This is a genomic window from Thauera linaloolentis 47Lol = DSM 12138, assembly GCF_000310205.1.
In the GTDB taxonomy this organism is placed as follows: Bacteria; Pseudomonadota; Gammaproteobacteria; order Burkholderiales; family Rhodocyclaceae; genus Thauera; species Thauera linaloolentis.
Map to the genome: position 1 here is coordinate 21,433 of NZ_AMXE01000026.1, position 24,507 is coordinate 45,939.

A 24,507-nucleotide genomic window follows, 5' to 3' on the forward strand; every position below is an offset into this window, starting at 1 on the left:
AGCATTAACTATCCGACTCAACAACAAGAAGAGCCTAGACGATGGACGTCAAGAATCTACTGAAAGATATCGCCGACGAAGTAACGGCGGAGAAGTTGGGAAGCATGTCGCAACAGGACCGCATCTATCACGCAGCAGCGCAGCGACTCCTGATGCTCGAGCGGGATCTTCTCGGCCCCGGAGCACCAAAGCCGACCGACGTTCGAGTGGAGCGCCTGCTTGAAGCAATCGAAAAGGAGAGTTTCTGATGTTTCTCCAACGTGTGCTTCTGCGGAACTTTCGCGGTTTCTACGGCGATCAAACCATCGACTTTGCCCCGCTCGGAGCAAACTCGGTCACCGTCATTCACGGTGAGAACGGCGCGGGTAAGACGAACCTCTTGAACGCCATCTTCTGGTGCCTGACGGGCGAGTTCACACCCCGTCTCTCCAATGTAGAGATGCTCCTCAACAAGGCTGCGCGAGACGAATACAAGGAGGCTGAGTGCTTCGTCGAAGTAACGTTCAAGCATGAGGACAAGCAGTACCTTGCCAGACGCACGGTTACGGGGCGCAACCTCTCTTCTCTAGAGGTCATTCCGCTGGATGACGGCGTTGGCAAACCCTTCACCAGTCCTCAGCAGTTTCTCGAAAAGATCATCCCAAAGGGTCTATCTCGCTGGTTCTTCTTCGACGCCGAGGCGATTGGCGAGCTCGAGCTCTCGGGCAGCACGCAGTTCCGCCAGGAATTGAGGAAGGTGCTCGGCTTCGAGTTGGTTGACCGACTTCTGGAAGACCTCGACCGCTGCCTCAGCAAGAAGCAGAGCAGCCTGGCAAAGACCGTCAATTCGAAAGAACTCGACGCCATCCAAGAAGCACGCGAGAAGATCGAGCACATACTTCCAGCGCAGTGCGACAAGGCGAAAGCCCTTGAGCAGCAGCTTGGGATCGCTGATGCCCGTGTTTCTAAGCTCGAGGGCGAGCTTAGAAACCTGCCGAAGAGCAAGCCATTGCAGGACAGTCGCAGCAGGCTCGAAGCACGCCGGAAGAACTGCGTCACAAACAAAAAGGAGCTGCAAGACAGGATCGCCCGTTACGTCGGTGACTCGGCTCCTGCCGTGCTCATCGCGTCAATGGCGGCGCCGTTTCAGGACCAGCTCCACCTCAAGGAAAACTCAGGGCGACTACCCGCCCCCTTCAGTGAGCAGCTTGTCGAGGACATCCTCCGCGACGCGACCTGCGTGTGCGGAAGGCCGGTCGATCACGGTTCATGCGAAGAAGCGAAGATCAAAAGCTTGATGCGCAGTGCATCGACCACAGCCTTTAACCAGCGCGTCCGTGCAATTCAGTACCTGCTCAAGGACATCGAGGCAACCAGAGAGACCTACGGCACATCGCTGGCCGACCTACAGCGGCGCGTCGAAACAAACGACACGGAAATCGCCGAGATTGATGATCAGTTGAAGGAGATCAAACGTCAGCTCGAGCTGATTGACGAAGACTCGATTCAGACGCTGGAGCGCGAACGAAGCGCCGCTGCGACTGATGCGCGCCAACTCTCCCAACAGTTCGCTGTCATCAACGACCAGGTCACCAAGAACGAGGCCCGCCTGCGTGATCTGAAGCTTCAGTACGAAAACACGGCCAAGAAGCTCGGTCACGGCGACGCAGTCAAGAAGCAGATCGACAAGATCAAGCGACTTACAGACTACATCGCGGGCACACTCAAAAAGCAGGAACTTCGTGCGCTCAACTTGCTGCAAATCGAGCTAAACCGGATCCTGACGAACTACTTGACCAAGCATTACAGCGCTCGTATCAACCCGAGGACCTACGAAGTCGAGCTACTCGACGCTCAAGGTCGGGACGTGGGTCGGAGCACTGGTGAAGGTCAAGTGCTCAAGTTCGCCTTCATCACAGCGGTGGTTGCACTTGCGGGCCGCAAGACACAAGAGAAAATCGAGTTTCTGGCCGAACCAACCGTCGCACCGCTCGTCCTCGACGCGCCCTTCTCGGCGCTCGACCCAGAGTACCAAGGTTCCGTTGCCGAGAACCTGGCTAACCAATCCACGCAGCTGGTCCTGCTGATCTCCTCCGCCGCTTGGGGCGACGCAGTTGCAGCGGCCCTCGAGCGCCATGTCGGCAAGCGCTACGTCATCGTTTCCAGACAGCAAGGGCCTCGCGGCAACAAGCCCGTCAAGACCATGCGCATCAACGACCGGGTCCTTACGCTCAACGAATACGACGCCGAGCGCGACGAATCCGTCATCCTGGAGTTCTGACCATGTCCCAGCAAAGTCTTTTCACGGCCGGCAAGACGATCTACTGGCCAGCCGAGTTCGCCGACCTGGTGAGCATGCTCAAGGGGCAGGACTCGCTCGGAAAGCCCTCCCACTCTGCCCTGTACTCGTTCAACACGGGGCCCATCGTCCTCGCGGCCATAATTGGTCTCATCCATGATCGAGAGCGGAACGTCGGCCCTCAGCGCCTCGAGATCAACGTCGACATCTTCGAGCGGCAGAAACTGGTTAACTCGTCGCTTGCCAGCTTCATCCTGCTCATCCCGCTAATCGGCACGAACGATCTCGAGCTGCTTCGGCCCGAGCGTGAGGACGAGCTGCTAGGCAAGTTCCAGCGCTATGCCGCAGGAGGGCTGGAGTACCTGCGCAGCGCCATGTCGCGATCTTCCGACTCGACCGGCTTCGCGGTCATCAGGGCCGAAATCGAAAAAGCCATGATGGCCACGCCGCGCATCATCCAAGCAGCTCGTCGACTCGCGGAGGAAGAGGAAGAAGACATCCGTATCTAAGGGATACCGGCTGGGCCCAGCACTCCGCGACGCGGCGTGGGCCCACCCATCTGAATCAAGAAAGCATGCGGATACGCTCCGCCACAGCCCCCCAGTCGACATCCGGCGTCATGTGACACCAACTGATGCGGACACAGGCGTTCGCTTGATCGTCTGTCATCCCCATCGCCTTGAGCACATGACTCGGGGTGTAGCTCGCTGATGTGCAGGCCGAGCCATTCGAGATTGCGATCAAGTCCTTCAGCGCCACGATCAGCGCTTCGGAATCCAGCCCTCGAAAAGACACGTTCAGCACGTGCGACATCACACGTGTCTGTTCGCCTGTCAGCTTGAAGCTCAGCCCCCTAAAGGCACCCAGCGCCACCTCTCGAATGGCCTTGCAGCGTGCCAACCGCGCTGAGTTGTCACACACCGCCAACTCTGCAGCCTCACCAAGCGCAGCGATCAACGCCACAGGCAGCGTGCCTGGGCGCAGCCCTCGTTCTTGTCCGCCGCCATAAACCAGCGGCTTGAGCGGCACCCGCTCGTACCCCCGCCGTCGTGTGATGAGAGCTCCAACCCCCTTCGGCGCGAAGACCTTGTGACCACTCACACTAATCATGTCGATACGTGGATCACGAAGGCTTTCCAGATCCTTGCCAAATCCCTGCGCAGCATCCGTATGAAGGTACGCGGGATGTCCGTCAAGCGCGCTCGCGAGCTCCTTTAGCGGCTGCAAGACGCCCGTCTCGTTATTCGCCTGCATGATTGACACGAGCAAGGTGTCGTCCCTCAGCGCCGCCTTGAGCGCATCCGGCTCGACGTAACCTCCAGCCCCTACGGCCAGGCGAGTTACCTCGAAGCCGTCTCGCTCCAGAGCCTCAAAGGGTTCCAGCACAGCTTTGTGCTCGATCGCTGTCGTAATCAGGTGCTTGCGACCCGTCGCATGCCCGGCTTCTCTCAAGCCAAGAATCGCCAGGTTGTTACTCTCCGTCGCCCCGCTAGTGAAGATCACTTCATCGCGTTTAACCCCGACCACCGCCCCCACCTGATCACGAGCACGCTGCACGGCTTGCTTGGCCCGCGCACCATACTCGTGCGTGCGGCTACCCTCGTTGCCAAACTCATCGGTCAAGTAGCGCACGAGCACCTCACGGACCTGCGGATCCAGCGGCGTGGTTGCATTGCAGTCCAGATACACGGGATTCAAGTGAGTCCTCTTTGTATGTCAAATCTTGTTCGTTTCACAAACACTGTGTAAACTTTAGTCATACCCAGCGCGCATCCGAAATCGAAGTTTAACGCCCCCGCGATTCATCCGTACAGCACATCCAGACGCGACCGATGGAAACCCAGCCGACACTTACCTTCCCCGTCATCCGTGGGCTTCAAGCGCGGCGCGAATACTACGTGGCGATGTGGTCGCTGCGCATGCTCCGTCAAATCTCGATCTTTGACGAAGACGAGCTGCCGCCCGAGCTGCGCGCACAGCGCACCCTGAACAAGGCGCGTATCCCAGAGATCTCCGGCTACATGCTGGACAACCCAGACGACTACGTCTTTTCGGCCCTCACCGTCTCGATCGATTCGGACGTCGCCTTCGAGCCACTCCCCGGACAGGACAAGCTCGGCCTACTGCGGGTGCCAATGGACGCGCGCTTCATCATCAACGACGGTCAGCACCGGCGTGCGGCGATCATCGAAGCGCTCGAACAGCGCCCCGAGCTCGGGCACGAGACAATTGCCGTCGTGTTCTTCCTCGATATCGGGCTGGAGCGCTGCCAACAGATGTTTGCCGACCTCAACCGGCACGCAATCCGACCGAGCCGTTCCCTTGGCCTGCTCTATGACCACCGTAATGACAAGGCACGCCTAGCGAAGCTCGTCGTCATGAAATCGGACTTCTTCCGAGACATCGTCGACATGGAGAAGTCCTCACTCGCCAAGCGCTCGCGCAAGCTGTTCACGCTCTCCGCCTTTCACAACGCGTGTGCTGACCTCATCAACGGACTCGCGACCGGTGACCTTACCGAAGATGCAAATACGGCACGTACCTACTGGGAGGCTGTGGCCGAGCGCTTTCCAGCATGGAGGCAGGTGCTCGAGGGACGCCTGCCCGCAAGTGAGGTACGCGAGGGCTACATCCACTCTCACGGGATCGCCCTACAAGCTTTGGGACTAGCGGGAAATACACTCCTCAAAAATCACCCAAAAGATTGGAAGAAGCGGCTCGAGTCACTGCAGAAAATAGATTGGTCGCGAGGCAACACAAAGCTATGGGAAGGACGCGCGATGATCGGCGGAAGGATCTCGAAAGTTACTACCAATGTCATTCTCACCACCAACGTCATCAAGAAGGCGCTTTCAGTTCCCCTAGATAGCGAACAGCTGAGAGTCGAAACAGCGCATGGCAGGTGAACGTCAAAGACGGCGTCCAATATCACACTGAGTTCATACCATGGCCAATCAAGCAGTACCCCCCCAGACACAGACTACCGAGCCGCCCAGAATTATCCCGATACAGCCTTCTACTTCCTCACCGCAGGCTCAGCAGACGAAACGCCCCTCAGCATTTAGTGCGCTTGGTTTTCAAGCGACCATCGCCCAGCTGGAGGACGAGATCCGCGCCCTGTACACGGCAGACGACGTGCCATGGATCATTGGTTATTCGGGCGGCAAGGATTCGACAGCTACGCTTCAGCTTGTCTGGTCAGCTGTCGCGGGTCTCCCCAAAGAGAAGCGGAAAAAAACAGTGCACGTCATCTCGACCGACACTTTGGTTGAGAACCCGATTGTCGCCGCCTGGGTGGATCGTTCTATGTCCGTCATGGGGCAAGCCGCTCATGAACGAAAAGTTCCGGTCAAACCTCGGCTCCTCCGACCCGAGGTAGCGGAGTCTTTTTGGGTGAACCTAATTGGACGTGGTTACCCAGCTCCCAGACCAAAATTTCGCTGGTGTACCGAGCGGCTTAAGATTCGTCCGTCCAATCGCTTCATCAGCCAAATCGTTACCGATAATGGTGAAGCTATTCTGTGTATTGGAGCGCGCAAGGAAGAAAGTATTGCCCGAGCGAGAGTACTCGAAAAGAATTCCCGTTTCCGCGTTCGCGATCGTCTGAGTCCTAGTGCAACTCTGCCCGGCTGCATGATCTATACACCCGTTGAAGACTGGACAAGCGATGACATATGGTTTTATCTCAACAACATCAAGAATCCTTGGGGAGCGAGCAATAAGGAACTTATGGGCATGTATGCGGGCGCTTCTGCTGATGGCGAATGCCCGCTGGTGGTAGATAGCTCAAGTCCAAGCTGCGGAGATTCGCGCTTCGGTTGCTGGGTTTGCACGTTGGTTGAGAAAGATAAGTCCATGACCGCGATGATTCAGAACGACGCGGAAAAGGACTGGATGATGCCTCTTCTCGACCTGCGTAATGCACTCGACTTTCGAAACAACAGCATCGACGGGGAGGAGTTCTCTGATCACCACCTGCGTGATTTTCGCCGCTTGACGGGTTCAGTTCAGTTGATGTCTGGCGGAAAGCCTGTTCCGGGTCCTTATACTCAAGAATCCCGGGCTAATTGGTTAACAAAGCTGCTTGCTGCGCAAACATACATTCGTCGTAACGGTCCCGAAGATGTTCGTAACCTCAACCTAATTTCCATTGAGGAGCTCCAAGAGATTCGCCGTATCTGGGTGATGGACAAACACGAGCTTGAGGACACCTTGCCGCGCATCTATTTGGAAGCTACGGGCGAACCGTATCCTGGCCGGCCACTCGATGACAATCTCGTGCTAGGCGAGTCGGAGATGCGCGAACTGGCGAACTTGTGCGAAGGGGACCGGCTTCATTACGAACTCACTCGCGAGCTCCTTAGCCTGACTTTGCAGCAACGCTCGAGTGGTCGCCGCGCCAAACTCAACGAAAAACTTGAAAAAGCCTTTGCACGCCATTTCTATGACGACAAAGAAGACGCGTTGGCGCGTGCGCAAGCACTTGCAGATGAACGAAAACGCAGAAGCGACGAGCGTGAAGGCCGCATGGCTATCGAAACCGAAGATGCGGGGCCGCGGAGATGATTCTAGTCTCCATCGCAATCGAGAACTTTGGCGCCTACGGCGGGTACCAAGAGGCAACACTTACCCCCGAGGAAGGCAAGCCCATCATTCTCTTTGGTGGCATGAACGGTGGTGGCAAGACAACACTGCTCGACGCCATCCAGTTGGCATTCTATGGCGCCAAAGCAAAGCTATCGAACCGTAACCGTCTCAGCTACCGAGAATACCTCCGCCAGAGTATTCATAGAGGAAGCGATCCTGGAGAAGGCGCAAGTATCACACTTCGGTTCCGTCGAATGATGGAAGGCGAAACCCGCAATTTTGAATTGCAGCGGTCTTGGCGCGAGGGCGTTAAGGGTATCGAAGAAACCGTTCGCGTCCGGCGTGACGGTAAGCTCGATGATGTGTTCACCGACCACTGGGATGAGGCGATCGAAGCCTACCTACCGAGCGGTATTTCCCACCTATTCTTCTTCGACGGCGAGCAGGTCAAGGAACTGGCTGAAGGCGGCCATGCAGCGGAAATTCTGGGAACAGCGGTTCATTCCCTGCTCGGGCTCGATCTCGTCGATCGGCTGGAAACGGACCTCAAGTCTTTCGAGCGCCGTAAGAGAGCTGAGGGACTCGATCCCGAAACTGCCCATAAGTTGAACCAGGTTCGTGGAGAACTCAAACATATCGACGTCGCTCAAGAGCAGGCACTCATGCAGGAAGGTGCCCTGGTAAACGAAGCCGGTCGCCTAGGCAAAGAACTTCGGCAAGCGGAGGACAGGTTTCGAGCTGAGGGCGGCGAGCTCTTCTTGCGTCGCCAGGAACTCGACGCCAGCCTCCTCAAATTCAAAGCTGAAAGGGATGCGCTCGAAGGCCAGCTGCGCGAGCTTGTCGCCGGCCCACTCCCCTTCCTGATGGTCGATAGCCTGTTGCGCGAGGCGGAGCAACAATCACGCCACGAGAACGATATTCGCCGCGCACGTGTGCTAATTGACGCACTCGAAGCGCGCGACGATGAGCTTGTCGCCACCTTACACCGAGAGTCGATTACACCAGCTCTGCTCAAAAGAATTGACCAGACCCTGCGCACTGACCGGACGAACCGCATCGGCCTCGCTCAAGAGCCCTTACTACTGGATGCAGACGAAGATCTAGCCCTACACATCGCTCACCTACGAGCGACCGTCTTACCAACAGCGGAAGAGCAAGCGCAAAACCTCGTAAGCAAACTCGCTGCTGTCGAAGAGAATATCGCACGTCAAGAAGGAGAAATCGAACGTATCCCCACGGAGGATCGCATCGCAAACCTTCAAACCGCACTTGACCAAGCACACGCCGCGCACCAAGCCAAGCTCGCAGAACTGGAAGCCGTGCGACTAAACATCAGGGCTCTGAAAACGCAACGGGAGGCGGTTGAAAACAAATTGAACAAACTGAGTGAGCATGATATCGACGCACGCTTCGCAGATGACGACCGGCAGCGCATGCTCAAACACTCGAACAAAGTGCGAGATACACTCACCAAGCTCCGCTCAAGTGTTGTACGTAACCACATCACCCGCATGGAAGCGCTCATGCTTGAGTCTTTCCAGAACCTCCTGCGTAAAAATGACTTGGTAACCGGCTTGAGTATTAACCCCGCCACATTTGAGCCTACCTTGACTGGACGTGACGGCAAGGCGCTGCCGATAGAGCGGCTCTCCGCCGGTGAGCGCCAGCTCTTGGCCACTTCCATGCTCTGGGGACTGGCTCGTGCTTCCGGCCGCCCGGTTCCTACCATCATCGATACGCCGCTGGGTCGGCTCGACTCATCCCATCGAAAGCATCTGGTGGAGCGCTATTTCCCGAATGCCTCGCATCAGGTTCTGCTGCTTTCGACGGACGAAGAGATCGTGGGCAAGTACTACGACTCCATCAAGCCTTACACCACCCGCACCTACCTTCTTGCTCACAACGAGCAAGCAGGGCAAACGACCATTGAATCGGGGTATTTCAACAAATGAGCGCACCTGTCGAGACTATCAGAATCAGCCGCCAAGGCAGGGAACAGCTTATCAAACTGCGCAGGCAGACCGGTATTGAACATTGGAACGTACTGTGTCGATGGGCGTTTTGCGTCTCTTTGCGTGAGAAGACCGCACCTTTACAGACAACCGAGAAGCTTGACGGCGGGGTTGAAATGACTTGGAAGGTGTTTTCGGGTGAGCATGGCGACATCTACTCCGCTCTTTGCTGGCTGCGCGCACAGAAGGATGGATTTCCTGAAGGCGCAGATGGCGTGGCGGCGTGCCTTCGTGCCCATCTTCACCGCGGACTTTCCTATCTTGCATCAGGCAAGGAGACAAGAACGCTTTCGGATCTTGCCACACGTTGGCTCGGAATTGACAGATAAACTAACCGCGAAACACCCACTTGGCGTGCCACTTCAGGTTCTTCTGACTCGGGTAATTCTCAGGTTCTCTGGGAAGCTCAATTTTCCTTCCATGCAGCCCCCCGAGGTTAAGCCCTTTCTTCGTATTTTCCTGCAACTGACTTGAGACGTGAATCTCGTAGTTTTCGTTAATCCCGAACATACCGAGGTGGAACAGCTTCCTGTGAAGGGTGGTCATGGCCACCCCGTTGGAAACCGAGTCATTGCCGCCAACCTGCGGCCAGCAGAGATGTGCGGCCTCAAGGCCAACGTAGGCATCGCCAAATCGCAGTGAATACCCTGTCAATGCACAGGTATTGCGATAGGCGGCAAGAACGGACTCTCGGAAGTCACGTTCTGTATAATTATCTCTGGAATGCGGATCGCTGAGGACTAGATTGAAAAATCGAAGAACCTCATCGTGAATGCTCGCCGGGAAATGGGCGTCCAACAGTTTGTGCACGGCAATCGACTGAAGCTCGAGGTCGCCTAACAAGAGCTTGTAATCAGGTTCAGTTAGGCCACCACGCGCGTTCTGGATTCGGAGCGAACTTACCTTTGGGTCATCATTGCTTGCCCGTTGGTCGAGAGGGCCATCCGCCTCCACCACTGCAAGCCCATCATGCTGAAGCCTCCAAAATGGATACTCAGGATGTACAGTCGCAACTCTTGGTCCGAATCGGCAGAGCGCTTCCGCTAGGACCTGAGAAACCTCATCAAACTTTCGAAGCCGAGGCAACCCCTGCTGAAGGGAAGCTATACACAAGAGAAGATAGAGTGGCTTATGTGGGGCCCGCTGATCCCCTTTCTTGTACACCAGAATTTGATCAAGCCTGGTGAGGAAATGAGCACTCGTGGTCATTTCCCTAGCCCTAGATCAAGTCGTCAATGATGGGCGCAGGCGTCCCGCTTTTCGAAGCCTCGAGCAACAAGGAAATCAGTTCATCCAGAGGCGATGCCGACGCGCCCAGACGTTCTGAAAGAACATGCAAACCGTAGTTTGCGTATTCTTCGAAAGTGGTAATCAAGCCATCTTGAGCTTCTTCCGTGCCATGCAGACACGCACTATCCCCACTGTCGGCAACCTCAATTAGATAGAGGAACCCCCTCCACCCGGGCGTGCTGAAGTAGTTCTCAGGCATCGCTTTTCCACTATCGACCTTTTCAAGAGGGCGCCGCTTACCATCCCTGATTCCTAAAGCTGCCGCGAAGAGCAGGACGCGCCACATTTCCTTGAAAATCGCTCCATCCGACGACGTAAGCCTCTTAATAAAGTCTTCGTGGCAAACGTCACGCTGAATTCGTCTCATAGCTCCAACTCCTTAATCGCCGTGTACTCCTCATTCTTACCAGGGAAATATTGCTGAATAGCCTGTCCGTTCACCACGAGTTCCGGATTGGCACGCTCCGGCATCGTGGGACCGTGATAGGCCAGGTAGTAACGCTTACCCACACGCCCGGTTTCATTTAAAGCACGCTCCACCTGCCCGTTGTATTGCTCCGGGCTGACCAGCAACAACACCTGTGGCGCAAGCTCAGGAATGTTCCGTGCCACGCCATCCCTGAAAATACTAAGCGACCCAAAGGGCGAATCAATCACCACGGGATAAGCGGAGCCCGCCAGATCTCTGAGAATCGTCGGGATCTCTGAACGCCGCTTAGCCAAGGCGACCAAACTGGCGATGAACACCAGCGAGGTAACGGTACGCTCACCCGTGCTCAACGCAGCATCGATCTCCGTTTCGTCACCGTCGCTGCCCGCAACGCGCTTTCGAATGCGCAATGTGTAGTTTTCGGTAAGCTCGGCCCAGTAATCCTTGGCCATAATTTTGCGGAAGTGGCTGTCGATTTCATCATTCAGCAACGGCCGCAAATCTTCCGTTTCAGCCTTCAAAATATTGTCAAGAATTTCGGCACAGTCCTCGACTGCATCCACCCGACGCTGGGCCTTGGCTGCCGCCTCTTCCTTGTCCGCGATTTGGCGAATCTGATTTTCAAGTGCCGAAATTGCCTCTTTTGTCGCTTCAATTTGACCGTCGATGCGACCAAGCGCCGAGTTCTGCGCGTCACGCTCCAGCTGTAGCGACTTGCGTTTCTCTTCCAGCTGTTGGACTTCTTCGTCATCTTTGCCACCGAGCTGCTGATGGATCTCTTCGATCTCCTCGTCGCGTTCCCGGATGTCCCTCAGCAATTCCAAACGCTCAGTATTTAGCTGCTGTAGCTGAGTCTGCGTCGTGCCAATTAGACCTTCGATCAGGCCAATCGCATGATCAAGGGCTCCCACCGCGTTGTTAAAGTCCTGATCGCCTGCAATTGTCAGCAGACTCTCGACGGCCTCGCGCTCGGGTGTACCATCTCCAAGATGTCTTTTACAGATGCACTTGCCGCTGTCGATCAACTCCTGCAAAAATGTATTCAGTACCCGCGCGGGGATCTTCCCCTCACTGCGAAGCCTGGCAACGATTTCTTGGCCGCGCTTTATGAGTCCCGAAGTAAAGAGCGTATAGCCATCGTCCGCTATGAGTTTAGCTAGGCGTCGCGCCACTTCATCGCGCCTACCTATCAACTCGTCGCGTTCCTTGGTGAGCCTAATTCGCTTGTTCTGGAGCTCGTGAGCCTTCTGGTTAGCGGCAAGCTTTGCGTCTACCGTTTCAAGCTCTGCCGCAATCGCGCTGAGATTACCTTGCGTTTGCGTCCGCTCGCCCGCAAGCTTAGTGGCTTCGGTTTCCAAGCCCGCTAACCGCTCAATCAGCTCTCGCTTCTCCTCACTGGTGGACTCTTTTTGTTCACTGCGCAACTTGCCTCGAACATTCTGGTGACGCAGATCGTCGATCGTCGTACGCAACAACTTCAGTCCGAGCATCTGGTGAATGGCTTCGGTGACCTGAGCGCTGTTCCGCTCTTCGGCAAGATAATTGATGCGCTCGCCGTTAAAGAACAGGAAGCCACTGATGCCGTCCGGCACAATCGCCTGGATGCGTTGTTGCGGCCGCTCGCGTGAGAACGTCTGGCCATCCTTCATCACCACGAGCGATAGACTTGTTTTGCCAGCGTCCAGCCTCTGTTGTGCTAGAGAGAGCTGCCGCGTCAGGATGTAGCGGTCGTTGTCGTGCTTGAACGTGAGTTCAACCGTAGCGGCTACTGCGCTCGGATCCTCGGCACGATACGCCAGTCCCTCGTGCAAGATACTGTCAGGCTTCTCGAAGTCATCCTTGAGGCCATCCTTGCCGTAAAGCACCCAAAGCAGTGCCTTAAGTAAAGTGGTCTTTCCGAAGCCGTTCTCCGCGTGAACAATCGTCACGTTACGATCGCGTAAATCCGAAAAGACGATCTCCTGCCGCCCCTTGAACTGGCGAAAGTTCTCAATAACCAGTCGCTCAAGAATCATTTGATAATCCGCTTGATATGGTCATACAGGCGTTGATGGATGTCGCTACGCCGCCTGAGGTGCATGACATCTCGCTCTTCTTTGAGCACATCACGAATGAGCGCTTGATATTCAGGCTGCGCTGCTTTGAAAATTTCTTGAGCACGAGTCAATCGTTTTTCAGATTTGGACATTTCTCACACCCTTCTATAAAGACCACGCCTGAACTGCGAAACTCGTGACCAAGTCTCGCTGGCGCATTTCAATACTTTCGTAGGTCCACTCACCATCCACCAAATATTTAGAAACCTCTTTGGGAGACACCAACGCTAACGCTGCGGCGGTGTATTCATTTCCAGTACCATTACCGATTTTGTAGCCAATTCCTTTATTCTTAATGGATTTATTGATTGTCTCTGGCAACGGCAACAAATTTCCAATTCGCCATAGGTAGTCCTTGAATAGCTCTGAGTCCCTCTCTTTAGCCTCTACTATAGCGGGCCAATCCTTCTTGGTTGGCGTTCGGGGCATAATGTGCTCCAAATTCTGCTCCACCCCATGCGGTAGCGGAACGCTGCCTTTCATCATTGTCTTTTCTATATAGTAAACCGCGAAATAAGCCAGTTTGGTACTCGGGAAAGAAGCTGTTTCTAGCATTGTCAAGAACTGGACGTCCGGAGCATGCTTCCTAAAGACTTGATTTGCCACCTCTACAGCCGACCTACCCTGATTCACCAGGAGAGACGCCTCACTCACTGCAGTCGCTAGAACCTCCACCGAGCCATCCATAACTTTTAAAAAACGAAAAGCAAAATTCATTACTAGGCGAACGTGGCTCTCCAGCCTTTCCTTATCTTTCGAGTGTTTTCTGAAAGCAGCCAACAAATATGGGTAGCAAAGTTTAATACCGAGGACATTCTTAATATCGTTTAGCATGGAGTGTGTATCTGGGCTCCACTTTGAGTCGTAGTTCTCGGTAAGCGCGTCGAACGCTGCAGCATCTTCAGCCAGCTCTCTCGAGTAGCTAAGAGCCAAGCCACTTGCGCTTGCAACGTAGGCTTTTACGTTTTCATACAAGTCATTCGCTTTTACCTTGCCATGGCGCGACAAGTACGAAAAGTGGAGAAGATCGGGGAGACCTAGAATCGCGGACGAATCTACGTGCTGCCGTGCATCTGACCAGTTTTCAATAATCTCCTCACGCTCAGCCGGCAGGGCAACCTTCAGCAACTCGTTCTTTATAAGATCTGCTTGGGACAGCCTAATCCCTCTATTATTAAGAGACTCAAATATGGCATACGCATTTGTATGAGACTGCGCACTGATCCGCAGAACGACCACACATTCAGTCACAAGCCTGAACAGAGATACAAGACGGTTCTTCTTTCGTGCGTCATCTCCGAGCTCATTGATAAAACTATCCAGTTTCCCGTAGCCCGACTCAATTGCTTCATACAATCGATAGATCGCGGATTTCTTCTTGGACAGTTTTGACCTACACCATTCAGTTTCCCAGTACGTCTCCTTTTCAGAGCGTGTCTTGCTTATCAGGCAACTATTGAGAAAGAAGGTTTCTATTTCATTGTTGCTAAAGCTTAGGTTCGTCTCCCAGGCTGCACCGACGAATTGGCCCAAACACTCACGTGCCACTTGTTCATACCCTGAGCGATGAGGCTCAGGCACGTTTAACTTCCCGAGATAGTCAAAGAGAATCGAGATAATCGTTGACAAGGAGGTTAGCCGCTGCTGCCCGTCAACGACTTCAAATTTTCCACTGACGTTGTCTAGTACAACAACCATGGCGCCCAAGAAATAGCCTTCCGGATTCGGTAGCTGCTCATCAACTGAGTACCGCCTGTAATGCTCTATCAAGTCGTCCCATAGCTGCTCGACAGTTTTGGGGGTCCAGACGTAGTCCCTTTGATAGGCGGGAACGCTGTGCTTCAACCTCAGCAGTCCACTCGCGCTTAATGCATCGCCGCTCACCAGAGATTTCGGCACAATTAAAGTTGCCATTTGGCTGAGACTACTCCTCAAATATTCTTTAGTTTTTAGACAAGTCGCTTTTGGTCAGATTTTGATATCGTCATCATCTGCCGCCTTCCTTTGGCGTTCCAGGAACTCCTCGATGTGCGTCCAGGCCATCTTTCATGGCTCTAAGCTTTGCTAGCCCGAGAGAGAACCTGCGGACTAAACCCTCAAACGTGAGGATCGGAAACCCTTTGTACTCCCCTTCCGTCACGATGAGTTTCGGCTTTTATGCGCCGGCCACAGCGCGGAGGCGAGCATTCTCTAGCTCAAGCTCTTGCAAACGCTTCAGGAGATCCCGATCATGTTTCGTCTTTGTCATAGCGAATCAGGTCGATAACAGGTTGTACTTAAGCCTTAGTCCATGAAGATGATGCAGGGCTTCTGGCCCATTCTCTGCCATACGGCAGAATTCTACGATGCGAGTCAATTCTTTCTGGAAAAAGCTACGTTCCATGTTGAAGGCTGAGTCATCGAGTTTACCGCCCAGATCAGGTGGGCTAACGAAAAAGTCGTAAATGATGGCGCGGTTCTTCCCCGGGGCGTTGCGAAGCAGACGCCCACGGCGCTGGATGAATTGGCGCGGGTTGGTGGAACTCGCCAGAAGGAAACCCATTCGCAGCTCGGGCAAATCGATGCCCTCGTCCAGGCAGCGGATGGCGACGACACCATCCAGAAAGCCGCTGCTCAGGTCGCGAAGGATCTCTTCTCTCTCCTGAGCAGTTTCCCGAAAGGTGAAGTTGCGGACCCGCAGACCGTGCTTTTCGCCGAGCAGTCTGGAGACGGCCTGGATCTGACGGATTTCTTCGTCAGTGATGGCGTCGGTCGTTCTACCGTCGCCGCAATAGAAGATCGCCTTTGTCGGTTTTTCCGGCATCTCGGCAATGATCTGATCAAGGGCGCAGAGCTTGTTGACCGCGCCACCCAGCAAGCGAGCCCGCTTTATCAGTAAGCTCATCGCCGCCTTCTCGATGTCATCGTCCACGTCTCGCCCGGGGAAAAGCTTTGCGAGCTTGGCCGTGATCTCCTCGTAGATTTCGGTCTCTTCGTCTGTGAGCTCAACCGGTATCGGATGGTAGCGATAGTTGCAGAGGCGTCCATCAGTGATCGCTTGTGTCAGCGAATACTCGAAGACAATGCCCCCAAAGTAATTGAGCACCACTGAGGTACCGATAGGGTCGTGGTGCCGTTCTGGCGTGGCTGACAGACCAAGGCGCATGTTTATGCCATCGAGGAGAACATCCTTGATCCGCTGGGCGCCCAGGTTGTGAACTTCGTCAGCGATAAGCAAATGATGAACAGATCCGGACGCCACCCTGGGCCGCAGGCGCGCTTGGAATGCCTCACTCATGTAGGTGGCGTTGGTTGTCACCACAGCCATCACGCTGGACATACCAACACCCATCTGCTGGTACCCCTCTTCCAGTTGTGCCTGCCAACGGTCACGCCCTTCGAAACAAGGTATCGGCTGTATTCCAAACGCAGCAATCTCGCGCATCCACTGCTTGCACAGGTTGATGTAGGGGCAGACGATGAGCAGCGCCAGTGGTTTGTTCTTTTCCGCAACCTTGCTGGCGAGCGTCAAGGCTGTAAGCGTCTTGCCCGAGCCTGTCGCCATGGCAAAGATGCCTCTTCCTCCCGCCTTGCTCCATGCGCGGATGGCATCCGCCTGATAAGGCCGTAGCTGGAAACCATCGGGCGGGGCAAATGGGCTCTTCGAAGCCGGCTCTTTGGCAACGTGTCGGTTCATGCCTGCCGGGGGGCGCTCGGGATCTCGATAACGTTCAAGCAGTTCGCGGCTGACGGCAGAAAATTCGAGCACTTGGAGGCCGCGAGTCGAATCGGCCCAGAGCGCTTCGAAGTCATCGATCTTTGACTGAACGCGACCTTCGCCGTCCTTCCAGGAACAGAAAACTTCGACGCTTTCGAAGTTCTCGATGAGACCGCCGGCGGTTTCGTTCGATGACCCCGAGAAGCTGACGTTGTTGTCTGCGGAGTCGGTGAAGACTCCGATCTTCTCGTGGTATAGACCTCGGCTGTAGCCACCCTTCTCATCCAGGCGCAGGGCAATCTTGATCTCGAGTTGTCCGCTGGCGGCCAGCCAGGCCAGGGCATTGAGCCGGTCCTTGATCAATGCGTCTTCGATGTCGGCGAGGCTTCGCGAAGCGATTGCTCGAAGAACAGTGATGGGCTTGTCTGCGGCAGCTTGCAGGGCTGCTACGTCGTCCGGCTCGAGGTACGGGGACACTACGAGGCGCATCTTCCCGCCGCGCGAGGCGAGACTCGCAATGCCACGAGAAGCCAGCGCGAGTCCGGCACTGGTGAAATAGCCTGCTGCCCGCCGATACAGGACGGAATGCTCAAGGCACGGTACGAAGAGGTCGCGGACAAGATCGTCGCGCCCGGTGCGGTACGAAAGCTTAAGAGGAAGCTCAGATAGTGTGCGTGCCATGAAAAACGAGCGCCCGAAAGACAGACGGGCAACCCCTTGTGTCGGTATGCGCTGCGAAGATCAAGCTCGGTTTAATTTGTAACGAGCATACCGCAATTTTCGGGTTTTCTCAGGCGCCGGAGCTCGGTTCCCAGCGGTGTGGCAACAGTTCCCCAATCCGGCTATGGGGCTGAGTAGGCTGACGGCTGAGACACACATCCTTCAGATATGCAAAGGGTCCGTGCCCATTCAGCCGCGCAGACTGAGTCAGAGGATGGCCCGATAGGTCGAGAGCGCCTTGACGGTCTGGACCAGCCCTTGGCGTAGAAGCACGTCGAGGTAGCGGTCCACGTCGAGCGGCGGATGCTTCAACTGCGCCCGCTGTTTCTGTGCTGCCGCGACAACCGCCGCCGGGTCGAGGTCGAACAGGTTGTCGACAAACAGGTCGGGGTGCTGCGCCTCGATGCCATAGGGCGCAAGAGCGGCTTGCGGGAAATCCTTCTCGTTGGAGGTCACGATGACGCTGGCGCTGGCGCTGCAGCGGATCGCTGCGGCAAGCACGTGACGGTCGCCGGGATCCGGCAGGGTCAACCCGGCGATGAGGTCTTCGTGGTCCGTGACCAAGCCATCCGGGATCGCCTGATCCATCAGGGCCGATGTGCGGTCGATCTGTTCGCGGCTCAGGTCAGGCCGCTTGGCCAGCAGGTTGTGCTTCCATTCTTCGTGGATCTGCGGACTCCACCGCGCCCGGAAGCGGCCTGACAGGCCGAGCCACATGAGGAAATCCCGCAACGGCGCCGGGTATAGCACGCATGCGTCGTAGACGGCCGTGAACGGCGACTGCCTCATTCGTAGCCCATGCCCAACTCCTGGGCCTGCTTCGCCAGCGCCGCCATCGCGTCTTCGCTGGTCTGCTCACGCTGGGCCTTGAACCGCATCAGATCGGCAAAGCGGACACGGCGGTGCTTGCCGGCCTTGTGGAAAGGCAGCGCGCCTTCTTCGAGCAGCTTGACCAGGTGCGGCCGGGAGACATTGAGCATGTCGGCGGCCTCTTGCGTCGTGAGTTCGGCATGGACCGGCACCACCTTGACGGCATTGCCCTCGGCGAGTTCGGCCAGAATGTCCACCAGCAGGCGTAGCGCGGACGTGGGCAGTTCCACCCGGTGGGCCTGGTTCTTGTCATCGAAGATCTGGATCTGCTGCGTTTCGAGGCGTGTGGCCAGGAAGGCGGCCAAGGCACGCTGGCCTTCCACGGCAGCCTGAACCTCGCGCTCGACCGGCAGCGACACGTTGGACAGGGCGACGGTAGACATGTGGCTTTCCTGCATTGGGGGAACGGTGTCGACACCATATTCGAAACAAACGAAAATCGCAATAAACGAAACAGATCAGTAGCGGTCTTCACAGCCACGTCAGTCGCGCGAAATGATGGCCCGGGTAATTTTGTCGAACAGTTCGGGGCGTTCTTCGGCAATGAGATCGAGCCAGTCACGCACGGCATCCGCAAACTCGTCCTCCGTACGCACATGGCTCACGTCGATGCCAAGCGAGCGGAACTCATCGACTTCGTGCCGGGTGAAACGCAGCGTTCCTTGAGCAGTTCGAAGCATGGAGGTTCTCCTTGACGTCCCCATCAGCCTCATGCCAGCCGCTTGCGGCGGGCTTCGACCTTGGGCAGATGTCGGCGCTGGCCCAAGGTCTAGAGGATTTCGTCGGCGATAGCCAGGCCAAGGGTCGCTTTTCTGGCCTTCAGGCCGGTTCTTGGCCAGTAAGCGCCATTACTCTGACGCTTGCCCGGAGGCGATGCCGTCACCGTTCCGCGAGCGCACCGTCGCATCAAGCAGTTGCGCCCACCGTTCCAAGGCCACCTTGCGTTCCTCGAAGTAGTCGTACTGGTTGTACACGCCCTCCACATCGCGCAGCTTATGGTTCAACGCCCGTTCGGCGACGAAGCGGTCCACGCCCAGCGCGGCCATGTGCGTGCGGGCCGTGCGCCGCATGTCGTGCACGGTGAAGTGCGCCATGCCGTCCAGCGGCAGGCGGCGCAGCGCGACGTTCAGGGTGTCGGGGCTGACGTGGCCGAAGCGGTTCCGCCTCGCCACGCCGCCCTTCATGTGGATCCGCCGGCGGGCGGGGAACAGGTATTCGCTGTTGCACGCGAACACCTTCACCTCCTCCAGCCACTTCAGCACTTGGGGCACCAGCGGGATGTCGATGGGTTGGCTCGTCTTGGTGCGGGAAGGATGCAGCGACCACACGCCGCGCACCAGGTCGAACTCCGTCCACTTCGCCGACAGCAGTTCCATCTTGCGCACGCACAGCGCAAGCAGCAGCCAGACCGCCAGCTCGTTTTCCCGGCCGAAGTTCGGGGTGTCGCGCATGGCCTTGGCCAGTGCCGCGAGTTCGTCACGGTTCAGCCAGCGCTGCCGGGCAGGCTCGGTGCCGCCCGCGTCGGAGATCTCGAAGCCGGCGGCGGGATTGGCCTCGATCCACCGGCGCTTCACAGCAAAGTGGAACATGCGGAAGAGGTAGCGCAGCGCGTCGTTGGCCACCGTAGGCGCGCCGGCATCGAGGATGCGGGTGAGCACCCTGTCGATGTGCAGCGGCCGCACCTCCGTCACAGCCAGTTTGCCGATCACCGGATTGATGTGCCGGCGGATGATGCGCAGCACGACCTCGGGATGCTTGTAGGTCTTGGCGATGTGGCGGTCGTACCAGGCTTGCGCCAAGTCCGCCACGTCGGTCCGCTCCCGGGCCTTGAGCCGTTCGGCGCGTTTCTCGGCGGCGACATCCACCCCCTGCTGGATGCGCGCCCGGTCCTGGCGAGCCAGTTCGCGGGCATCCTTGAGCGACAGGTCAGGATAGCGGCCGAGCACCTTCTCCCGGCTCATTCCACCGAAGCGGTAGCGCAGAATCCAGGATGCATACCCCTTCGGAGCGCCGACGGAAGTAGCAACAAAAGTCAGTCCGCCACCGATGCCGCGGTCCGCCGGCCCCCTGCTCAACCAGGCACGTAGCGTCTTGTCGGTGATGTGTTCAATCTCAGTCATGGCGCGGTCTCCACAGCGATTCACGAAGAAACTGTGGGGGAAAAATCCGGGCCGGGGCCCGCAAATCGCGGGGCATAAGATTTCCCCCACAATTTACCCCACAGAAAGCGTGCGCTACGCTGAAACCGCCTGCTACGTCATGACCCCAAAAACCACCCTAATCAACTGATTTTCAAGGGGTCTTTGGGATAGCGTGAACCACCCTGAAACCTCACTCGATGTTCTGCACCTGCTCCCGCATCTGCTCGATCAACACCTTCATCTCCATTGCAATACCCGTGATGTCGGTCGCAGGCGATTTCGACGCCAGCGTGTTCGCCTCCCGATTCAATTCCTGCATCAGGAAATCCAGCCGCTTGCCGGCGGCGCCGGGGGCTTTCAGGATGCGTTCGACTTCGTCGAGGTGGGTGCTGAGGCGAGTCAGTTCTTCCGCCACGTCGATGCGCTGGGCGTAGAGGGCGACTTCCTGGCGGATGCGATCTTCGTCCAGGCTGGAGACGGCGTCGCGCAGCTTGGCGGTGAGGCGGTCCTGGTATTCGGTGACGATGGCGGGCATGCGCGGAGAGGCGGTGGCGACCAGTTCGCGCATGCGGGCGACACGCTCGCGGATGGCGTCGGCCAGTTTTTCGCCTTCGCGCTGGCGGGTGGCGACGAGTTCGTCCAGCGCGGCGTCGGCCAGTGCGCGGATGTGCGGCAGCAGTTCGTCGAAGCCGAGGCTGTCGTCGGCGAGCATGCCGGGCCAGCGCAGCAGTTCGTTCACCGACAGCGGCGCTGCGTCCGGGAAGCGCGCGCGCAGCGTGGCCTGCGCTTCGGCGAGCTGGTCGGCGAGCGCGCCGTTCAGCGCCAGGCCGCGCGGGGCGCCGTGGCCGGCCTGCAGGTTCAGGCGGCATTCGACCTTGCCGCGCCCGAGCCGGGCGCTGATGCGCTCGCGGATCGCCGGTTCGGCCTGGCGCAGGTCGTCGCCGATGCGGAAGCCGAGGTCGAGATAGCGCGAATTCACGCTGCGCAGTTCGAGGTGCAGGCTGATGGTGCCCAGGTCGCGGGTCTGGACCGCGAAGCCGGTCATGCTTTGAATCATCGGGGGTCTCCGGGAACCCGGCGCGATGCATTACACTGCGGGTCCCACTCAGGAAAGAGGCTGGGAAAGTCCGGATTCTAGCGCCCACGAAGATGCCGCCTCAAGCCAACTGCGCGCTGCCCGCAGGCTTTCAGCTCGACCAGTACCGCATCGACCGCCAGCTGTCGCTGGGCGGGTTCTCGATCGTGTACCTGGCGCACGACGAACTCGGCACGCCGGTGGCGATCAAGGAATACCTGCCCAACTCGCTCGCGCTGCGCAAGGACGGCGAGATCGAGCCGCAGGTGTCGGACGAGCATCTGCCCGCCTTCCGCTACGGCATGAAGTGCTTCTTCGAAGAAGGACGCTCGCTGGCCAAGCTGATGCATCCCAACGTGGTCCGCGTGCTCAACTTCTTCCGCGCCAACGGCACCGTGTACATGGTGATGCAGTTCGAACGCGGCCGCACGCTGCACGACATCATCCAGAAGCATCGCGGCACGCTGAAGGAGTCCTTCATCCGCACGGTGTTCGTGCGCATGCTCAACGGCCTGCGCGAGGTGCATGCGCACAAGCTGCTGCACCTGGACATCAAGCCTTCCAACATCTATCTGCGCGCCGACGGAACACCCGTGCTGCTCGATTTCGGCGCCTCGCGCCAGACGCTGATGACCGACCAGCCGATCCTGAAGCCGATGTACACCCCCGGATTCGCTTCGCCCGAACAGTACGACCGGCGCGACCAGCTCGGCCCCTGGAGCGACGTCTACAGCGTCGGCGCCGCGCTGCATGCCTGCATCACCGGCAATGCGCCACCGCGCGCGGACGAGCGTGTCAAGCAGGACACGCTGCGTCCGGTCAGCAAGACCCACACGGACCGCTACAGCGCCCAGTTGCTGGGCCTGGTGGACTGGTGCCTGCAGCTCGACCCGCTGGCCCGCCCGCAGAGCGTATACGCCCTGCAGAAGGCGCTGGTGCAGAAAGCCACCGCCACGTCCGAGGCCACGCCGCACACGCGCTGGTTCACCGACCTCGGCAGCCGGCTCAGGGCCTTCATCGGCCGAGGCTGAAGGAGCCCAGCATGCGATTCACCATCTACCAGGAAAGCCGCATCGGCGGGCGCCTGTCCAATCAGGACCGCATCGCCTACTGCTACTCGCGCGACGCGCTGCTGATGCTCGTCGCCGACGGCATGGGCGGGCACCAGCACGGCGAGCTGGCCGCCCACATCGCCGCGCAGTACATTACCCACGCCTTCCAGCGCGATGCCCAGCCCACGCTGCCCGATCCGGCCTACTTTCTGTCGCGCGCGCTGAGCGGCGCGCACCACGCCATCGTCGACGACAGCTTCGACCGCCACCTGACCGAGGCGCCACGCACGACGATCGTCGCCTGCGTGGTGCAGAACGGCACGGCCTGGTGGGCGCACGCGGGCGATTCGCGCCTCTACCTGCTGCGCCGCGGCAGCATCCACCAGCAGACGCGCGACCATTCGCGCGTGCAGTTGCTCATCGAGCAGGGCATCATCCGCCCCGCCGATGCGGCCACCCACCCGGGGCGCAACCGCATCTATTCCTGCCTGGGCGGCACGCATTCGCCGCAGATCGACTACTCGGCGCCCTGCAAACTTCAGGACGGCGACATCATCGCGCTGTGCAGCGACGGCCTGTGGGGCCCGCTCGGCGACGACGCCATCCTGCTCGGGCTGCACGGCACCCCGCCCGCCCAGGCGGTTCCCCGCCTGCTGGGCCAGGCCGAATACCACGGCGGCGACAAGGCGGACAACCTGTCGCTGGTGGCGATGTGCTGGCATGACGACCCGGGTGCGGCGCAGCCCGATGCCATTTCGACGCAGACGATGGCGCTCGACGACTTCGCCACCGAGATGGATCTGTCCAGCCGCGGCACCGGCCGGCTCGTCGACCTCGACGAGGACGAGATCGAACGCGCCATCCGCGAGATCAACGCCGCCATCCACAAATTCGACAAACGATAGGACAAGCTCATGCGACCCAGCCAGCGCCAGCCCGACGAACTCCGCCCCATCCGCCTCACCCGCGGCTTTACCTGCCACGCCGAAGGCTCGGTGCTGGTCGAATTCGGCGCCACCCGCGTGCTGTGCACCGCCAGCGTCGAGGACAGCGTGCCGGGCTTCCTGCGCGGCAAGGGCCAGGGCTGGCTCACCGCCGAATACGGCATGCTGCCGCGCGCCACCCATACGCGCGGCGCGCGCGAGGCGGCCAAGGGCAAGCAAAGCGGCCGCACGCAGGAAATCCAGCGCCTGATCGGCCGCAGCCTGCGCGCGGTGGTGGACCTTTCCGCGCTGGGCGAGCGCCAGATCATCATCGACTGCGACGTCCTGCAGGCCGATGGCGGCACGCGCACCGCCTCGATCACCGGCGCCTGCGTCGCGGTGCACGACGCCCTCGCCGGCCTCGTCGCCGCGGGCAGGCTGGCGCACAGCCCGATGCGCGAATTCGTCGCCGCGGTATCGGTCGGCATCCATCGGGGCACGCCAGTGCTCGATCTGGACTACGCTGAAGATTCCGACTGCGACACCGACATGAACGTGGTCATGACCGAAGGCGGCGGCCTCATCGAGGTGCAGGGCACGGCCGAGGGGGCGGCCTTCTCGCGCGCCGAGCTCGACGCCCTGCTCGACCTCGCCGACGGCGGCATCCGCCGCCTGGTCGAACTGCAACACACCGCCGTGCGTGGAGAAGCCTGACATGAGCAAACGACTGGTACTGGCGAGCAACAACGCCAAGAAGGCGACCGAGATGCAGGCCCTGCTCGCGCCGCTGGGCATCGAGATCATTCCGCAAAGCGCGCTGGGCGTGGGCGAGGCCGAGGAGCCCCACCCCACCTTCGTCGAAAACGCGCTCGCCAAGGCCCGCCACGCCGCGGCGGCCACTGGCCTGCCGGCTGTCGCCGACGACTCCGGCCTGTGCGTCGCGGCGCTCGGCGGCGCGCCCGGCGTGCAGTCCGCCCGCTTCGCCGGCGAGCCGAAATCCGATGCGCGCAACAACGCCTTGCTGCTGGAAGAACTGGCCGCCTTTCCCGAACCCGAACGGCGCGGCGCCTATTTCTGCTCGGTCGTGGTGCTGGTGCGCCATGCCGACGATCCGCAGCCGCTGATCGCCGACGGCGAATGGCACGGCCAGATCCTGCCAGCCGCGCGCGGCGAGGGCGGCTTCGGCTACGACCCGCTGTTCTGGCTGCCCGAACTGGAACAAACCGCCGCCGAACTCGACGCTGCGCTCAAGAACACGCTCAGCCACCGCGGCGCGGCCATGCGCCACCTGCTCGCGCGCCTCGAAGCGCACCCGCTGTAATCCCCCCCCCCCCCC

23 protein-coding genes and 1 pseudogene are annotated in these 24,507 nt (G+C 58.5%); 11 read left to right on the forward strand and 13 right to left on the reverse strand.

The genetic code is table 11. The annotated features are described in order from the left end of the window. Positions 1-41: 41 nt before the first annotated feature. The 3 genes from C666_RS08960 to C666_RS08970 are packed head-to-tail and all read left to right on the forward strand — an operon-like array spanning position 42 to position 2,787. Positions 42-248, forward strand: coding sequence for a hypothetical protein (locus tag C666_RS08960; protein WP_004337186.1), 207 nt, complete (start codon positions 42-44; stop codon positions 246-248). Next, a complete protein-coding gene (locus tag C666_RS08965; RefSeq protein WP_004337188.1) occupies positions 248-2,260 on the forward strand; it encodes an AAA family ATPase in 2,013 nt (670 codons plus the stop codon). Before C666_RS08960 ends, C666_RS08965 begins: the two co-directional genes overlap by 1 nt. A gap of 2 nt (positions 2,261-2,262) precedes the next feature. Beyond that, the gene (locus C666_RS08970; protein ID WP_004337190.1) at positions 2,263-2,787 is read left to right on the forward strand and encodes a DNA phosphorothioation-associated 4-like protein; all 525 of its coding nucleotides are present in this window, start codon (positions 2,263-2,265) and stop codon (positions 2,785-2,787) included. Positions 2,788-2,842: 55 nt separating this feature from the next. On the opposite strand, the gene dndA is transcribed toward C666_RS08970, so the two are convergent. Continuing rightward, entirely contained in the window at positions 2,843-3,967 is a 1,125-nt protein-coding gene (gene dndA, locus C666_RS08975) for a cysteine desulfurase DndA (RefSeq protein ID WP_245603930.1), read from the reverse strand. Positions 3,968-4,110: 143 nt separating this feature from the next. Between dndA and dndB the strand changes: the two genes are divergently transcribed. The 4 genes from dndB to dndE are packed head-to-tail and all read left to right on the forward strand — an operon-like array spanning position 4,111 to position 9,206. Then, positions 4,111-5,184, forward strand: coding sequence for a DNA sulfur modification protein DndB (dndB, locus tag C666_RS08980; protein ID WP_004337195.1), 1,074 nt, complete (start codon positions 4,111-4,113; stop codon positions 5,182-5,184). Positions 5,185-5,224: 40 nt separating this feature from the next. After that, positions 5,225-6,844, forward strand: coding sequence for a DNA phosphorothioation system sulfurtransferase DndC (gene dndC / locus C666_RS19320; RefSeq protein ID WP_081593410.1), 1,620 nt, complete (start codon positions 5,225-5,227; stop codon positions 6,842-6,844). Continuing rightward, a complete protein-coding gene (gene dndD / locus C666_RS08990; protein WP_004337201.1) occupies positions 6,841-8,817 on the forward strand; it encodes a DNA sulfur modification protein DndD in 1,977 nt (658 codons plus the stop codon). The genes dndC and dndD overlap by 4 nt, the downstream gene beginning before the upstream one ends. After that, positions 8,814-9,206, forward strand: coding sequence for a DNA sulfur modification protein DndE (dndE, locus tag C666_RS19755; RefSeq protein ID WP_004337203.1), 393 nt, complete (start codon positions 8,814-8,816; stop codon positions 9,204-9,206). The genes dndD and dndE overlap by 4 nt, the downstream gene beginning before the upstream one ends. Before the next feature lies 1 nt (position 9,207). Here dndE and C666_RS20435 read toward each other — a convergent pair whose 3' ends face one another. The 12 genes and pseudogenes from C666_RS20435 to C666_RS09035 all read right to left on the reverse strand — a co-directional run bounded on the left by C666_RS20435 (position 9,208) and on the right by C666_RS09035 (position 21,178). Continuing rightward, positions 9,208-10,086, reverse strand: a complete 879-nt coding sequence (locus C666_RS20435; protein ID WP_004337208.1) for a phosphorothioated DNA-binding restriction endonuclease — start codon at positions 10,084-10,086, stop codon at positions 9,208-9,210. 10 nt (positions 10,087-10,096) lie between these two features. Then, positions 10,097-10,534 carry a DNA phosphorothioation-associated protein 4 gene (locus tag C666_RS09000; protein WP_004337210.1) on the reverse strand — a complete coding sequence of 146 codons (438 nt, stop codon included), beginning with the start codon at positions 10,532-10,534 and terminating at the stop codon, positions 10,097-10,099. After that, positions 10,531-12,612: an AAA family ATPase gene (locus tag C666_RS09005; RefSeq protein ID WP_004337211.1), complete on the reverse strand. Its 2,082-nt coding sequence runs from the start codon at positions 12,610-12,612 to the stop codon at positions 10,531-10,533. The genes C666_RS09000 and C666_RS09005 overlap by 4 nt, the downstream gene beginning before the upstream one ends. Next, positions 12,609-12,785, reverse strand: coding sequence for a hypothetical protein (locus tag C666_RS20440; RefSeq protein WP_154666201.1), 177 nt, complete (start codon positions 12,783-12,785; stop codon positions 12,609-12,611). Before C666_RS20440 ends, C666_RS09005 begins: the two co-directional genes overlap by 4 nt. A gap of 13 nt (positions 12,786-12,798) precedes the next feature. Further along, on the reverse strand, positions 12,799-14,607 hold the full coding sequence (locus C666_RS19760) for a DUF262 domain-containing protein (RefSeq protein WP_081593411.1): 1,809 nt from the start codon (positions 14,605-14,607) through the stop codon (positions 12,799-12,801). 340 nt (positions 14,608-14,947) lie between these two features. Further along, a complete protein-coding gene (locus C666_RS09010; RefSeq protein WP_028792272.1) occupies positions 14,948-17,071 on the reverse strand; it encodes a DNA phosphorothioation system restriction enzyme in 2,124 nt (707 codons plus the stop codon). A 109-nt stretch (positions 17,072-17,180) separates the two neighbouring features. Further along, positions 17,181-17,366, reverse strand: a pseudogene (locus C666_RS19765) (transposase domain-containing protein); the annotation flags it as partial. Next, complete coding sequence (locus C666_RS09015) at positions 17,318-17,899, reverse strand: PIN domain-containing protein (RefSeq protein ID WP_004337218.1); 582 nt, start codon at positions 17,897-17,899, stop codon at positions 17,318-17,320. The pseudogene C666_RS19765 and the gene C666_RS09015, both read right to left, overlap by 49 nt. After that, positions 17,896-18,363 carry a helix-turn-helix domain-containing protein gene (locus C666_RS09020; RefSeq protein ID WP_004337220.1) on the reverse strand — a complete coding sequence of 156 codons (468 nt, stop codon included), beginning with the start codon at positions 18,361-18,363 and terminating at the stop codon, positions 17,896-17,898. Before C666_RS09020 ends, C666_RS09015 begins: the two co-directional genes overlap by 4 nt. 99 nt (positions 18,364-18,462) lie before the next feature. Continuing rightward, on the reverse strand, positions 18,463-18,660 hold the full coding sequence (locus tag C666_RS09025; protein ID WP_004337222.1) for a hypothetical protein: 198 nt from the start codon (positions 18,658-18,660) through the stop codon (positions 18,463-18,465). Between the two features lie 168 nt (positions 18,661-18,828). Continuing rightward, entirely contained in the window at positions 18,829-20,100 is a 1,272-nt protein-coding gene (locus tag C666_RS09030; RefSeq protein WP_004337226.1) for a tyrosine-type recombinase/integrase, read from the reverse strand. Between the two features lie 211 nt (positions 20,101-20,311). Continuing rightward, entirely contained in the window at positions 20,312-21,178 is an 867-nt protein-coding gene (locus tag C666_RS09035) for a YicC/YloC family endoribonuclease (protein WP_004337228.1), read from the reverse strand. Positions 21,179-21,270: 92 nt separating this feature from the next. Between C666_RS09035 and C666_RS09040 the strand changes: the two genes are divergently transcribed. The 4 genes from C666_RS09040 to rdgB are packed head-to-tail and all read left to right on the forward strand — an operon-like array spanning position 21,271 to position 24,492. Further along, positions 21,271-22,227, forward strand: coding sequence for a serine/threonine protein kinase (locus C666_RS09040; RefSeq protein WP_004337231.1), 957 nt, complete (start codon positions 21,271-21,273; stop codon positions 22,225-22,227). Between the two features lie 11 nt (positions 22,228-22,238). After that, complete coding sequence (locus C666_RS09045) at positions 22,239-23,153, forward strand: PP2C family protein-serine/threonine phosphatase (protein WP_004337232.1); 915 nt, start codon at positions 22,239-22,241, stop codon at positions 23,151-23,153. A gap of 9 nt (positions 23,154-23,162) precedes the next feature. After that, positions 23,163-23,885, forward strand: a complete 723-nt coding sequence (rph, locus tag C666_RS09050; RefSeq protein ID WP_004337234.1) for a ribonuclease PH — start codon at positions 23,163-23,165, stop codon at positions 23,883-23,885. A gap of 1 nt (position 23,886) precedes the next feature. Next, entirely contained in the window at positions 23,887-24,492 is a 606-nt protein-coding gene (gene rdgB, locus C666_RS09055) for an RdgB/HAM1 family non-canonical purine NTP pyrophosphatase (protein ID WP_004337236.1), read from the forward strand. The last annotated feature ends 15 nt before the right edge of the window (positions 24,493-24,507 follow it).